At 51.0% G+C, this 14295-nt stretch carries 13 protein-coding genes; 3 read left to right on the top strand and 10 right to left on the bottom strand.

From position 1 onward, the window contains the following. Positions 1 to 3: 3 nt before the first annotated feature. From KOO62_11080 to KOO62_11070, 3 genes are read right to left on the bottom strand one after another with little or no spacing between them, the layout of a single operon-like run. Positions 4 to 714: a TonB family protein gene (locus KOO62_11080; GenBank protein ID MBU8934536.1), complete on the bottom strand. Its 711-nt coding sequence runs from the start codon at positions 712 to 714 to the stop codon at positions 4 to 6. Between the two features lie 8 nt (positions 715 to 722). Next, on the bottom strand, positions 723 to 1157 hold the full coding sequence (locus KOO62_11075; protein ID MBU8934535.1) for a biopolymer transporter ExbD: 435 nt from the start codon (positions 1155 to 1157) through the stop codon (positions 723 to 725). Further along, positions 1157 to 1873, bottom strand: a complete 717-nt coding sequence (locus KOO62_11070; protein ID MBU8934534.1) for a MotA/TolQ/ExbB proton channel family protein — start codon at positions 1871 to 1873, stop codon at positions 1157 to 1159. Before KOO62_11070 ends, KOO62_11075 begins: the two co-directional genes overlap by 1 nt. 242 nt (positions 1874 to 2115) lie before the next feature. Between KOO62_11070 and KOO62_11065 the strand changes: the two genes are divergently transcribed. Continuing rightward, positions 2116 to 2394: a hypothetical protein gene (locus KOO62_11065; protein ID MBU8934533.1), complete on the top strand. Its 279-nt coding sequence runs from the start codon at positions 2116 to 2118 to the stop codon at positions 2392 to 2394. Positions 2395 to 2479: 85 nt separating this feature from the next. On the opposite strand, the gene KOO62_11060 is transcribed toward KOO62_11065, so the two are convergent. From KOO62_11060 to KOO62_11050, 3 genes are read right to left on the bottom strand one after another with little or no spacing between them, the layout of a single operon-like run. After that, the gene (locus KOO62_11060; GenBank protein MBU8934532.1) at positions 2480 to 3607 is read right to left on the bottom strand and encodes a hypothetical protein; all 1128 of its coding nucleotides are present in this window, start codon (positions 3605 to 3607) and stop codon (positions 2480 to 2482) included. 20 nt (positions 3608 to 3627) lie between these two features. After that, on the bottom strand, positions 3628 to 4386 hold the full coding sequence (locus KOO62_11055; protein ID MBU8934531.1) for a hypothetical protein: 759 nt from the start codon (positions 4384 to 4386) through the stop codon (positions 3628 to 3630). Continuing rightward, complete coding sequence (locus KOO62_11050; protein MBU8934530.1) at positions 4383 to 6242, bottom strand: glutamate mutase L; 1860 nt, start codon at positions 6240 to 6242, stop codon at positions 4383 to 4385. The genes KOO62_11055 and KOO62_11050 overlap by 4 nt, the downstream gene beginning before the upstream one ends. 256 nt (positions 6243 to 6498) lie before the next feature. Here KOO62_11050 and KOO62_11045 point away from each other — a divergent pair, with 256 nt between their 5' ends. Together KOO62_11045 and KOO62_11040 are read left to right on the top strand one after the other, a co-directional pair. Continuing rightward, positions 6499 to 6915 (top strand): archease, encoded by a 417-nt coding sequence (locus KOO62_11045; GenBank protein MBU8934529.1) that lies wholly within the window; start codon positions 6499 to 6501, stop codon positions 6913 to 6915. 52 nt (positions 6916 to 6967) lie between these two features. Beyond that, entirely contained in the window at positions 6968 to 8446 is a 1479-nt protein-coding gene (locus KOO62_11040; GenBank protein ID MBU8934528.1) for an RtcB family protein, read from the top strand. Positions 8447 to 8892: 446 nt separating this feature from the next. Here KOO62_11040 and KOO62_11035 read toward each other — a convergent pair whose 3' ends face one another. From KOO62_11035 to KOO62_11020, 4 genes are all read right to left on the bottom strand, one after another. Next, entirely contained in the window at positions 8893 to 9351 is a 459-nt protein-coding gene (locus tag KOO62_11035) for a hypothetical protein (GenBank protein ID MBU8934527.1), read from the bottom strand. After that, positions 9348 to 10268 (bottom strand): RsmB/NOP family class I SAM-dependent RNA methyltransferase, encoded by a 921-nt coding sequence (locus tag KOO62_11030; GenBank protein ID MBU8934526.1) that lies wholly within the window; start codon positions 10266 to 10268, stop codon positions 9348 to 9350. Before KOO62_11030 ends, KOO62_11035 begins: the two co-directional genes overlap by 4 nt. Before the next feature lie 58 nt (positions 10269 to 10326). Then, positions 10327 to 11289: a hypothetical protein gene (locus KOO62_11025; GenBank protein MBU8934525.1), complete on the bottom strand. Its 963-nt coding sequence runs from the start codon at positions 11287 to 11289 to the stop codon at positions 10327 to 10329. A gap of 402 nt (positions 11290 to 11691) precedes the next feature. Beyond that, positions 11692 to 13896 (bottom strand): MSCRAMM family adhesin SdrC, encoded by a 2205-nt coding sequence (locus KOO62_11020; GenBank protein MBU8934524.1) that lies wholly within the window; start codon positions 13894 to 13896, stop codon positions 11692 to 11694. Positions 13897 to 14295: the final 399 nt, after the last annotated feature.

Raw genomic sequence — 14295 nt, 5'->3', positions numbered from 1 at the left:
GACTTACCTCGGACTGTGCTTGAACGGCAGGGTCAAGCCGATGATTTCATCCCGGAACTGCCGCGGCAGAGGAGGAAACGGGGCTGCCCCCGAAACTGCTCTCAGGCATGATTCGTCAAACTCCGGGATTCCTGATGATTTCTCAATACGCATTTCAATGATTCGTCCTGATTTGATAACCTGAAAATAAATGGTGCAGATCAGGGTACCGTCATACACCACCGGGTTATTCCAATTCACCGCTATCTTATTGAAAGCCTGTGTGAACCAGTAGGGATAGTTGAAACTGGCATTGTCGATTGTTGCTCCGGCAAACGGCGAACCGAATCCGCCCGGCGTGCTGATTTCCTGTCCCTTGTTTTCTCCGGTATTACCAGTGTTTGATTGGTCGCTCGGTTTCTTGGTAACTTCTGGCTTCGGTTTGGGTTTGGGCTTCTCTGGTTTGGGTTTCGGCTTTTCGGGAATCTCAGCTTCCTCAACAGTTGTCGGGGATGTTATCGGGATGTCGGGGGCCTCTTCAATCACGGGCGCAGGGACCTCGACCGGCTCCAGTGCCACCGGTTCGGAAGATGTTATCTCGGCCGGGGCGGTGAGTTGGACGCGAATGATGTCGTCATACGTAATCTCCTTGCGCCATTTTATTGGGGCTGACCAGAGAGTCGCACTAATAATCAGAGCGTGGAGAATCAGAGAAAAGACAACGTCGCGTCTCATACCGACACCTATTGCGAACGACGGTTCAATGAACTGCTCTCAACCGGAGCGGTGACCAACCCGATCGTTTCAATACCCATATCCTTGAGTTTGCCAATCACCTGTATTGCGATACCATAGGAGACGGCCGAATCACCCCGCAGGTAAACCGATGACGTGTTTTTGGCTTGCAGCTCTTCGGTCAGCGACTGCTCGAAATTCTCAAGACGAGACCAAACATCGTTGATGTAGATTCCACCCCTCTTATCGAGAGTAACCACAACACCGTCAGCTTCTTCGGAAATACCTGCGGCGCGTGTTTTGGGTAGATCGACTTCGATTCCGGATTGCAATAGAGGAGCTGAGATCATAAAGATGATCAACAGCACCAACACAACGTCAACCAGGTTGGCGATATTGATATCCGATATGGCCTCCGATTCCTCTGGTCGGTAGCGTCGCATCAGTGGGTTTCCCTTTTCACCCTGGCGATGAACTCAAGTATGAAGCCGTACGATGAATCGCTGATGAACTTCAGCTTGTTGTTGGCCCAGTTGTAGGCCATGACAGCCGGGATAGCGGCTCCCAAACCGACGATCGTGGCTAACAATGCTTCGGCGATCCCGGGGGCAACCACCGCCAGTGATGCTGACCCGCGTTCTCCAATTGACCAGAAAGAGTCCATAATCCCCACGACTGTTCCGAGCAAACCCAAAAACGGAGCAGAATTACCGGTTGTCGCCAAGAATATGACTCGGCTCCGCAGGCCGGCCATCTGGTCGGTCAGGGTCCGCTCCATAGTCATTTCGAGAATATCGAAGTCATGTTGATCTAAAGGTTTGACAGATTCCTGGAGACCTCCAGCCTCATTCTTCAATTCCTGCAATTGATCCAACTCGGTCACACCAGCAAGAAAAATATGTGAGACAGTGGCCGATTTCTGCGATTTAGCCTGTCCAATCGCTTCTCCCAAAGTGCGACTCCGCCGAAAGGTCTGCATGAATCGCAGGCTGGCTTCCTCCGCATCCCGATACTGTCGCCACTTGGCGAAGATAATAGCCCATGACACGAACGACATGGAAACCAAAACCAGTAGAATGAACTTGCCGAAAATCGACGTGTTGCTAATGATCTGCCAGACCGCTCCGGAGAATATGCTTGCTTCTATCACGTTTTCCATACCAGTTCTACACCCGTCTCTTTGAAACGTTTATCCGGACCATTAAGTTATCTCAAGCGCTTGAAACGCATACCAGCACAGTAACAAAGAAATCCAAAGATCAGCGCATAATCAACTAAAACAGCGATTTGACCGGTCCAGGCAAAAGTAGTGAACATTAAGCTTGACTCAATGGTACGAACTTCTCTATACTTGGCGCGAATAAGTAGCTCACTATAGGATACTTTACGAGGAGAAAAACTGTGAAAAAACTGTTGATCACGATGGTAATCACTATGGTCGCTCTGGCCATGGTCTGGGGTTGCGGCCAAAAAGCCGATGACACCGGCAAAACACCGGCCGATGTCAAAGAAGCGGAAAGCATTGACACTACGCGTATGGATTCGGCCGTGCAAACTGTCGATTCGTTAGTTGAGGAAGGCGTAGAAGCAGTGCAGGAAGGTGCCGAGAAGGTTGGAGAAGCAGTGAAGGAAGGTACCGAGAAGGTTGAAGAGGCAGTGAAGGAAACTACTACTCCCTGATTGTCGAGTACCCGAAGTCAAATCATAGAAAAAGCCTCTCGGCTACAGCCGAGAGGCTTTTTCTATCTTGTATAGTTGAAGGCATTCAGCCCTCAATCATCTCCACATTGGCGCGAGGTACAATTGCCTTCTCGCCCCCTTCGAACTCTACCTCCAATACGCGAGCACTGGATTCCGACTCCAGCTTTGTAAGTGGGGATGGTAGATCGGTAACATGACCCAAATGACCGAAATACGGGTGCCGAATGACGCGTACCGGTGATCCGATAGTCAGTCCGCCAATCGCCGAGTGCCTTTTTTTATCATCGATAGCGGTGTCCCCCGCCGACGGTATAACTACCTCCGGTCTGATGACTCCAGCGCGAATCTGGGTGGCGCCATTGATGCAAGCCAGTTCGCCCTCGTGAGACTTCAAGAGATCAAACGTGCCCCTGGCCATACTGATTTCGCCAAAACCCTCCGTTATGACCAGCGTAATACCGAGACCCTCAGCCCCGGTGATAGCCACGCCGATATCGTAGCCGAGGAAATCACGAAGATCTTTGTCGTCCAAGCCACCCGAAACGATACCATAGGCGCCCACTTCGATGGCTTTCCTGACCGCCGCTGATGTAACCATTGACCCACCCACAATAATTTTCCCAGCCAGATCATCGGTGATATGTTTTTCGTCAAGAACGGTTGAATTGTCGGGAACGACAACCTTGAGTTTACCGGATGTTTCGCCACAGATGCCGAAAATACCCTGCACAAAACCACCGGTACAGGTAACTTCAACACCCTCCTCAGGAAAGATATCAGTCACTTCACCAACGAGATAAGCCTTTACTTCCACTGGAATTGGCAGACCACGTTGCAGGACCTGGCCTGTAATCGAAGAGATCGATTCGAGGGTACCATCAACAGTCGCCTCGGCGGAACTGTTGAACCACTTGATGAAGGACTTCTTAAGAGCTATCGGCTCCCCTTTCTTAATGGGGTCGCCCTCTCTCTTGAGCATAACCATTTCCAGGTCTTCCGGCGGAATGCCGAGCTTATTGGCGATGTTGAGCGGTTCCACGTTACCCGGCAGCTCGGTGCGGGCTACCACATCGTCGGGATTAACCCGATCGCCCACTTTGACCACGACCCGTCCCTTGAGAGGGAGAATCCGCCGCTTTATTACCTGAAGGTGATCAGTAACTTTCAGACCCGGTGTATAGGCATGAGCCATAGGACAGTTTCCTCTATAATTTAACTAACTCTTTTTTTCTTTCTGCGGATGGCTGCGATAGCGATTAGTACGATCAACAGTCCCCCCATAACGGCTACCGGCATCCCAAAAAAGCCGTCGGATTCCTTACTGATGTCTTCAGCATCAAGAACCTCAAGCGTCTCAGGGACAAGCATCGAGTCAACATTCCCATAAGTGAAGGTCTCCAGGATGCCATGAAAACTCACGACGCTACTGTCGTACAGAGAGTCGGGCGCGTAGAAATAGAAGTTGGCAAGCCCCTTCTCATAGAACTTCATGACGAACAGATGTCTCTTGAGAAGTTCTCCCTTTTCTACGACATCACTGATCACGCTAATGATCTTGCGTTCCTTGTCGTAGACAGGGCTGTTTGACTCCATATCGGTCAGGAAGTCCGCAACGGGAAAATACTTGATACCCTTCTGATAAACTCTGCTCATAGATTGTAGCACAGAATCGATCTGTGTATCGGAGTAAGATTCATCAGCCTCAACCGACAAAATGAAATATGGCCCTCTCCAGAAGGGAACATGTCCCAACGTGGCAAAAGCCGCCTCATAGTCAAGAGTCGATTTACCAGCCTCATTGCGAACTAAGAAGGCATCCACAACCCGGTGATCAATCTGCCGCCAATCCTCGGGATAGTTGAAACTAAACTCGCCATCAAAGCTGATATATTTATTATCAGCGGCCGATACGGTCAATCCGAGACCAACCAGAACTACAATTATGGCAGCAAGGATTTTCCTGTTCATCATTCACCACCCATTTTTGACACGGGATAGATATTCAACTCGGTCATCCATTTTCTCAGATTGGCCACGCGCTCGTCTTCGGTTAGTGTGGACAGATCAAACGGCCTGCCGCGGCCATCGAGGATGATGCCCACCACGCCACCGTGAAGTTCAACTTCGCGCTTGTTACCACGCCCGGCGCCGACGTCGAAATGACGTTCTGGTTCGAGAATAGCTTTGGCCTTAATCGGCAATCCGTTTTCCTGAAGCCCCAGCTCGAACTTCTTCATTTCAAGACTGTGAAGGGTACCGGAGGCTTTACCGGATGGTAGATCAATAGTGTACTTCATAACCGGTCCCGGCTTCTTGCTGGTGCCAACAGGAGCTACACAGGTCCCGAGATGAATCAGACAGTCCTTTTCAAATACTTCCGTGGCGGCTGTTGGCTGTACTTCGGTCAACACGCCCAACTGCGGCATCATGAAGATAGAATCCACGGCCAGGCGGGTAACTCCCTCTGGCAGGAAAGCATCAATCATCATCATTGCGGATTGCTGACGTCGCGGGGCATGAGAAAGCACACCACCGGAGCCAATCAGCATATCGAGCGACATCATGTTCACAATCGTCGCACCGGAGGTCGTTTGTTCGAAAGCATCGGCGATGGTCCGCTGCTGCTGGACACCCTTAAGGACAGTAGCAAAGTTTTTATGCTGAACAAAAGCCAGCCGCAAAGCTTCTTTGGCAACAGCCTGCTCGAAGATCAATTCCTCCATCGACTGGGGAATCGTTGTCGGGCGGATCATCTTGTTTTTGACCCGGTTACGGAGGTCGCGCTCGTCCATTTTGAATGGTGCCCATCGCATGACCATAGGCAGGGTCGCTTCGGCAAACACGTTCGATATCGAGTACGACATTCCCAGGTTGGCTGAGACGGTGCGGTTGAACACACCCTCACCGCCGCCGGGACGGAAAACGGAAAAGATGTCAGTCGTGGCACCGCCGATATCGACTCCGACCGCTTCAATATTGTAACGGTCGGCAATGGTCTGGATAATCAATCCCACCGCTCCAGGGGTGGGCATAATCGGAGCGTCGGTCCAAGACATCAGCTTCTTATAGCCGGGTGCCTGCGCCATTACATGCTCCATGAACAGCTCGTGGATTTCCTCACGGGCGGGAGCGAGATTTTCGCGTTCCAGGGTTGGGCGCAAGTTGTCTACCGACTTGAGGTCAACCTTGTCTTGCAGGGTATCTTCGATATTGCTTTTTGCGTTTTTGTTTCCGGCATAAATAACCGGCAGTTTGTATGACGATCCCAGTCGCGGACGGGGATCAGCCGCAGAAATAAGCTCGGCCAATTCGACTACGTGGGTTGTGGTACCACCATCGATTCCACCTGACAGTAGAATCATATCCGGTCGCAGATGGCGAATTCGCTCAATCTGTTGGTGGGGCAGGCGCTTGTCATTGGAGGCGATCACATCCATAACGATCGCTCCCGCACCCAGAGCGGCGCGTTCGGCCGATTCGGCAGTCATTGAGCGCACCACACCAGCCACCATCATCTGCAAACCGCCGCCAGCCGACGAGGTCGAAATATAAACATCGGTTCCCTCACTACCGTTGGAGGGGTTCATAATTATGCCGTCATCGCCCAACAACTTGCGACCGGACAGCTCCTCGACCTCCTGAATGGCATTAAGCGCACCCATAGTAACGTCTTCAAAAGGAGCTTCAACAGTGGTAGGAGCCTCACCACGAGTAGTCAGACGATATTCGCCATCCTTGAACTCAATCAGGATTGCCTTGGTCGTAGTGGACCCGCAATCTGTAGCGAGAATGATCTTAATGTCACCGGGGTCATCAAACTTTGCCATTAAATAAACCTGCTATTCAACTAAAAAGTAACTATTCCATATCAGGGAAACGACTGATACTCACTCGTTTCCGATTTCTCTTCAGGTCCAAAGGACCGGGCGCAAAATCGCCAAGTCAGAGAGTATAATACTAAGAAACTCATTTGTAAATAGAGATTTTGGGGGGTGGAGACGATTCTCAGGAAGGGTTTTGCGGGCGCAAATGCGCCAGTTCCCTCTTGACACCATCGGTCAGGTCGGCGTCTTTGATTGAAGTATGAAACATTTCGAGTTTCTTGAGCACACTGCCGATGTTATTGTCCGGGCGTCTGGAGATAATCTCGAAGAAGCGTTCGCCGCCGCTGGCGAAGCAATGTTTGCCCTGATAACCGATATCTCTTCTATCGAGCCGGTAAAGGAAATAAGCATCGAAATAGAATCGCCTGACCGCAATAGCCTGCTGGTTCGGTTTCTCTCGGAGTTGATACTCATTCACGAAGTCGATCTGATGTTATTCCGTGAAATTGATGTTACCCTTCGGGATGATAACCAGCTAACAGCTGTCGGATACGGCGAGCGTTTCGACCCCAACCGCCATGAACCGGGACTGCATGTAAAAGCGGTGTCATACCATATGCTTGAGATTGCCGAGGAAACAGACAAAGCGTGGGTGCAAGTGCTATTTGACGTCTGAGCGGTGAGCCGCTATCTTTAGATAACAAGTGTCCCATAGAGTGGAGAATGGCATGAGTTGGAAAGGACCAATCGACAAAATCGGCGACTGTCGTTACCGCATCTCCGAACAATTTAAGAGCAATGTACTCAAGCAACACGGTCTGCGCATGAATGTGCCGGGGCTGGTGTATTGCGATGAGAAAATGATAGAGACGATCCGGGCCGATGACGCCCTGTACCAGGTGACCAATGTCGCTACCTTGCCGGGGATTGTCAGCCATTCGATAGCGATGCCGGATATTCATCACGGCTATGGATTTGCAATCGGCGCAGTCGCCGCCTTCGATGCCGATGAGGGTATAATCTCCCCCGGCGGTGTAGGGTATGACATCAACTGTGGCGTGCGGCTGCTGAGGTCTGACTTAACGGCAGATGATATTCGATCCCGCGTACCGAAACTGGTGGACACCATGTTTGCCAATGTTCCCTCCGGAGTTGGTTCGACCAGTCGTCTCAGGCTTTCAAATCAGGAGATGGATGACGTACTCGCCAATGGCGCTCGCTGGATAGTGGCCAATGGTTACGGTTCCAAAGACGATCTCGATGTCATGGAAGAAGGGGGCGGTATCGAGGGGGCGGATCCATCGCTGATAAGTGATTCCGCCAGGAAACGCGGCAGTAACCAGCTTGGCACACTGGGTGCAGGCAACCATTTCCTAGAGATCCAGCGCGTTGACGAGATTTATGATCCTGAAACGGCAGCGGCGTTTGGCATCACAGCTACGGGGCAAGTCACAATCATGATTCACACCGGTTCCCGTGGTTGCGGACACCAGATATGCACTGATTACCTTGAAGCGATGCGTGCGGCACGGAAGAAATACGGCATCCGGCTGCCCGATCCGCAACTGGTTTGCGCTCCGGCGTCTTCACCGGAAGCCCAACGATATTTCTCAGCCATGAAAGCGGCTGCTAATTACGCCTGGGCCAATCGGCAAATGATCACCCATCAAGTGCGCCAGTCGTTCGAGGCAGTTCTGAAACAATCAGCCGAACGCCTTGGTCTCGACCTGATCTATGATCTGGCCCACAACATGGCCAAACTTGAAGAACACGAAGTCGAGGGGCGGCTGCGACACCTTTATGTTCATCGAAAAGGGGCCACGCGTGCCTTTGGTCCAGGACACCCGGAGATCCCTCAGAGGTACCGTCACGTCGGTCAGCCGGTGCTGATCCCCGGCGATATGGGCACCGCCAGTTATCTGCTGGTGGGTACCGAACTGGGGATGCGGGAGACGTTTGGATCATCGTGCCACGGAGCAGGGCGGCGCATGTCACGTCATGCTTCAGTTAGACGTCACCGCGCCAACGAGGTTTTCGCTCACTTGAAGGATAAAGGCATCTATCTCCAAGCCAAAAGCAAACGAGTCGTCGCCGAAGAAGCTCCCGGTGCGTACAAGGATATTGACAACGTAGTGGAGATAACGCATCGGGCTGGAATTGCCCGGAAAGTAGCCCGCATGACACCGATGGGCGTAGTAAAAGGGTAACTAGTCAACATCGGCATGGCGTCCCACAGCTTGCTGCGGGTCCCGTCCCATTTTGTCCTGCGGCATTGTCGAAACTGGCGCGGTGATATCGGCAGTCGAGGGCGTCTACCGCGCACGGGAACATTCGAAACTGAGGGAGAGAAAGGAGCTCAGTCCCAGAATTACTTGTTTTCCTTTTTTTCCTTCTTGGCTTTCCGTTTCTCCTTCACACTCTTCTTAGCTTTTTTCTGCGTTTCCTTTTTGGCCTTGTCTCTTTTGCCTTTGTTAGCCATGTCTATCTCTCCTTGTTAGTCGCACCGATTGTCTACAATCTTATTGTCATTGTACCGGTCTATTCCTTTATACAGCAGTCGGCTGGAGAATAGTAGTTTTTTATTGAAAAATCAGGAGTGTCGGGAGTGCCACATCGTTCGCTGCCACAAACTCCTCACAATGACATTATCACCTTACCAATACTTCAGGGACATCCGGTACGGTTTGGGAATCTGGTTCTCTAAACGACCATCCTTGAGCAATCCGCATCCCAACGGCAGGTCGTCATATGCCACCATTACGAAACCACGAGCAGCATCTCCAATAGCATCAGCGCTCAACACAATGTCTTCACCACAACAGAACCGTTCTGTCTGTTCTCGATCAAGAGTGATAATATTGCGTGTAACATGACGCCCAAAAGACTGGAATAGAAACGTTGATGGCTTGACAGTTTTCTGAACGCGGGCAATCAGAATGCCACAGGTGTCGGCCGCTTCGAGTCCCAGCGTAGTTGGTGGACCCAGAAAAACCCGCCCTCGCGGACCGGCAAAGAAAACCCACGATCCGAATACAACCGGACTGATCCCAAAACGCTCGCCGAAATACTCCAGTACCCGGTGGATAGTTTCCGGAGGGCAAAGATCTATCATTTGGACACCTTCGCTACAAAGAAACCATCAGTGTTGTTGATGTGCGGCCACACCCGAGCGCAAGCAGCGACGCCCGAACTCATGGTCTCCCCTGCCCAGTTCATCACCGGCGAAGTAAATGCGAAACCGTCCAAAGCGATCGGTTTCACCTTGGCCGGACGATGACGCAGAAGATGATCAATCACCATCTCGTTCTCTTCGGGGGCCAGGCTGCACGTCGAATACACAAGCATTCCACCTTCCGTCACAAAATCAAATGCGAGTTTGATTAGTTCTTTCTGTACGGCCGAACAACCACGGATGCGACTCACCGACCACTGGTTCATCACCTCGGGATTTTTACGAACAGTACCATCGGAAGAACAGGGAGCATCAAGCAGCACAATGTCAAATTTCACAGGCGGGAATTTCTGCAAGGAAAAATTGGTGATAACAGTATTGATTACTCCGGCTTTGTTGAGATTGAACTTTAGGGCGCGAATCCGCCTAAAATTGCGATCATTGGCCACCAGACTACCGCGATTATTCATAATGGCAGCAATCTGGGTTGCTTTCGATCCCGGCGCGGCACAGGCATCAAAAACCGTTGAAGCTTGGCTTAATTCCTCGCGCATGATCAACGGCGGTAGCATCGACGCTGCCTCCTGGATGTAGATCGTACCAAGGAATCGTTCGAGGGTAGAAGTCAACTCCCGGCTTTCAGTCGTGAAAGCGTCTTCGTACCACGGGAGTGGCTGGGAGTGAATACCATAGGTGTCAAGCCGACCGATCACCTCACCAACGGGCGCTTTGAGAGTGTTAACGCGAAACGAATTCAGTGGCGGCTCGATCAGCGATGCGAAAAACGCCTGCTCGTCATCAACCAGCGGACCGTAACGACGTTTGAATTCCTCGGGAATCTCGACTGGTTCTCTCATAGGGAGAGAAGATATCGTTCCTCAAGACTCCTGGCAAGTCGGGTTGTAGCCATCCTGCCTAATTTGGAAAAGGTAGATTTGGTCGCGACACGCAGAACATCCCCTCCGGTTCGAAGTACAGATTGATCGTGTGCCGAAGCGTGTCGTTCCCCGGCGTCAAGTATGGCTCAAGAAATGTGATCGTGTACTCACCCACAGCCAGGTTGATGATTTCGAACTTCATATCAAAGGGGCATATGCAGTCACAGCCGCCATTAAACAGCGAGTCAATCTCTTCTATCACGATATCTCCACCTTCGATAGAAACATCGGCGACAAAGACCGGACAACAGTTTAATACCGCGTTGAAGTGCCACAGCGTTAACGTGTGTGAGTCGTAAGACCACTGGAAACAAGTCTTGTCAGCCAGCGTATCATACGCCTGTTTCCTGACCGCGTAGTCCTTGCACTGGCTGGAGTCTGTGAGAGCACCGGTCGGATTGATGTCAACCGACCAGGGATATGTGGAACGATCAACACAGTATTCACCGCTCATGGCTGTATCAAACACCAGAGACACGCTAAGTGTGTCATCGCCGGGAGGTTGATACAACCCGACGAACTTGACTGTGTATTCTCCCGCCGGAAGATCATTCACAGCATAGTCAACATCATACAAACATAGACAGTGGCAATAGTCACCGCTCTCAGTCTCGGTAATTGTGATAACGTTGTTGCTTATGTTAATGTCAGCAGCCAGGTCGGTGCAGCAATTGAAACCAGCATTGTAGTGTGTCAACAGTAAGGTTCCGTTGCCATCATATTCGTAAACTACACAGTCTTGATCAAGCGGAAATCCAAGCCGAACGATCATCGCAGGATCACCGCACCCTGAGTGTCCGACCATCACTGCCGTAGTCTGCGTGCCACTACTTTTGGTGGAGTTATCGCACCCAAACGCCAGGATGACAACAACGGCAAGAATCAGCATCCCCACAACCAGCGTTGGCACCATTTTGAAATTGTCCCTTTTCTGATTCATAACTTCCTCCTCGTATACCTCTCGCAACACTGTAGGGCGGAATCCTTCATCGGGTTCCGAACCTCTAAGCAAAGAGCTATTACAATATACTAACCAAGACTTAAAACTCCAAGATGAATTGCTGCCCCCTCAAGCCGGGGCATTAAGTATAGTACACGCCTCGTACACAGTTTTGACGGATAGCCGATCATCGTTGTTGTATCTTAAAGTGATCGTTTCGACAAAGAAATACGATCGTAAATCAATAGCGATGGAACCTACGTCCCCCTGACTGTTAGGCAGACGCGTTTTCCTACATATCGTCTAACAGACAGAACTTCTTCAATTTCGACCAAAGAAAACAGCCACTCCTCATTGTGAGAAGTGGCTGTTCCAATCAATCATCAAGTCTGTATGTAACTTCTATGGGCACGCTGCTGGTGGTGGACCACCAGTGAATAGAGATGCCACCAGATGGGTCAGGTCGCCAATATTGATACTGCCACTGCTGTCTATATCACCCTCTTCCTCACACGGAGGTTCTGCCCCTCCGGTGAACAGATGGGCCACGAGATAGGTCAGATCGGCAATGTTGATATCATCAGCCAAATCATTATCAACATTCCCGCGTATCGGGGGAACGCAACAACCCTCACAAACGTCACCAATATTATCACCGTCGGTATCAAGCTGATTGGTATTCGGATCATCCGGACAATTGTCGCACAGGTCGCCAACTGTGTCGCTGTCGCCGTCAGCCTGATCTTCGTTATCATCGTCGGGGCAGTTATCGCAGGAGTCACCGTGGCTGTCAGCATCCGAATTGGACTGGTCCTCGTTGTCTATCGTCGGGCAGTTGTCGCAGGAGTCACCAACTCCGTCCATGTCGGTATCCTCCTGCAAAGGATTATTCACCTGAGAGCAGTTGTCTTCGGAATCCTCCACCCCGTCCCCGTCCGTATCAACAAACACCTCCACATCGACACAGGCCAGTCGAAACCACTTCATATCCGCAAGTTGCCAGTAGCCCTCACCATTTGCTGCCGCTCCAGCACTTTGATCGTCGAGGTACTGCACATCCAGATAATGACTGCCGGAGTATGTGCCGGTCGGATCAACGATTGCAACACCAGTCATGTCGCCCGTGTGGTCGGTGCCAAAGCGAGCCATTGATGGAAAGACCTCGCTCGCACAGGGCCCGCCGACACCTCCAACCGAATCACAATTGGGACTGTAAGTATTAGTAAGATTAAATGCTTCCGACCAACTGTAGCCCCCGTCCCTGGAAACAGTCAGCCAAAGATCGCCGTTAGCGGCTCCAGTGGGGTAGTCGGGGTTAGACTCGGCAGCACAGTCATCCGAAACACCACCGGGAATATCGTTGAACTGTGAAAATAGTAGGTAGAATCGACCGTCACACTCGGATATTGTCATCTTGCTCGTATTCAGATTCCAGGTAGGGGGATTGCAGACAGTCTGATCCCAGTCCGCATTGTGAGCGGTGACGATAATAGGCTGATTCTCCGACCAGTGAAAAATCCGAGAAGCGTTGAAGGGAACACCTCCGCCTGAATAGGCGTCGGCTGGCCAGCGACTCCCGCTCCAGACTACGTGGAAGTTCTCATCGGAATCAATCAGTGCGGACAGATCGTTGTATGCCCGGTAGCTGTCTTCGATCCCATCCGTCGTAATATAGTTAGTGACATTCACGCGGGGTTGCCAGGTGAGTCCGTCGTTGAGGGATACCTGGTAATAGACATCGTTATCCCATTGTGAAATACGCGATCCTCCTTCACTACATGAGCAGGTATCGCACTCAGCCGGATCTCCCGGATTGCACGATGGCAAGTTAGCAGCCCAGCAAAGCACGACTTTCCCGCTGGGGCTGGCTGCTATGTCATGATTCAGCGTAAAGATAGTATCGATGATATATGGAACGGCATCCCAGGTTCCGGCATCGTAGGCACCTGTTTTTCGGAAGTAATAGATCGCCTGGGAGTCTGCCACATTGGAATTGGAAACCTGGGCAATCACATGCAGAATGGTGTCGATCGGACCTTCAATATATCGAAACTTGGGCCACAAGACCTGCTGACCATAAGTCCCGCCGAACTCAGCCACGGCCTGAGGCATATAGATACCGGTCCAATGATCGGCAACGAAAGCTGTGTCCTGGAAGCAATAATAGTCCCGGTAGTAGCCAGTCCCGTCGTTATCAAACCCCCCAACAATAGCCCTTCCTTCGTTGGACACAGCCAGCCCTACATAGCCACCATAGTGCTCACTGGGCTGAATACCAATCTCACCGAGATAACTGCCAGTAGAACCACTGTAGGCGTTGTAGCCATACTTGCGATCGATCAACACCGAACTGGGCAAATCCGTCCAGCTAAAGTGAATAATCAGACCATTGGTGGGATCATGACTCCAATCAATCATACGTCCCATCGAACCGTTGTGCTGGTAGTCATACCACGTATCACCGACCTTGCTGCCGAGTCCGGACGATATCCCTCGGCTTTTACCGAGCTGAGAGCCAGTGGCGTCTACGGTCAGTCGATCATCAGCCATCGACATAGAGAACATTAGCACCAGGAGTACAATCGGAAGAATCGTGTGGCGTCCCATCCTTGCTATTCCTCAATAACTGTAAACAATCTTTCAAACGTGGTCAGAATATTGCGACAATAGGTTCTTGCTCATATCAGGTGATCGCAGGAATCGACAGTGCAGCAATAACCTACGTTATTTGTTTATAATACCATCGAAATGCATGAATGTCAAGGGAGTACACAAATGCAGTGCCGGACAGAAGACCACCACAAAGCGGTCAGATCATTCAAAACCCTAAATTAATAAAGCGTTGCGATGCCAGTAGATCACCCTGAACGGGGTCGAATGGCAAAAAAATGCCGGTAATGCCGGTCATAAAATTGCTGTTCCCGCAAAGTGATAATGTCCTATATGAGCAATTTAGAAATGTCCTAATGATTAGCTATACTTCATCCCAAAAGGCAAGGGATGAAT

It is taken from the genome of Candidatus Zixiibacteriota bacterium, from assembly GCA_019038695.1.
Taxonomy (GTDB): Bacteria; Zixibacteria; MSB-5A5; order GN15; family FEB-12; genus B120-G9.
The sequence above is the reverse complement of the archived record's forward strand: the minus strand, read 5'-3'. Positions and strand labels throughout refer to the sequence as shown.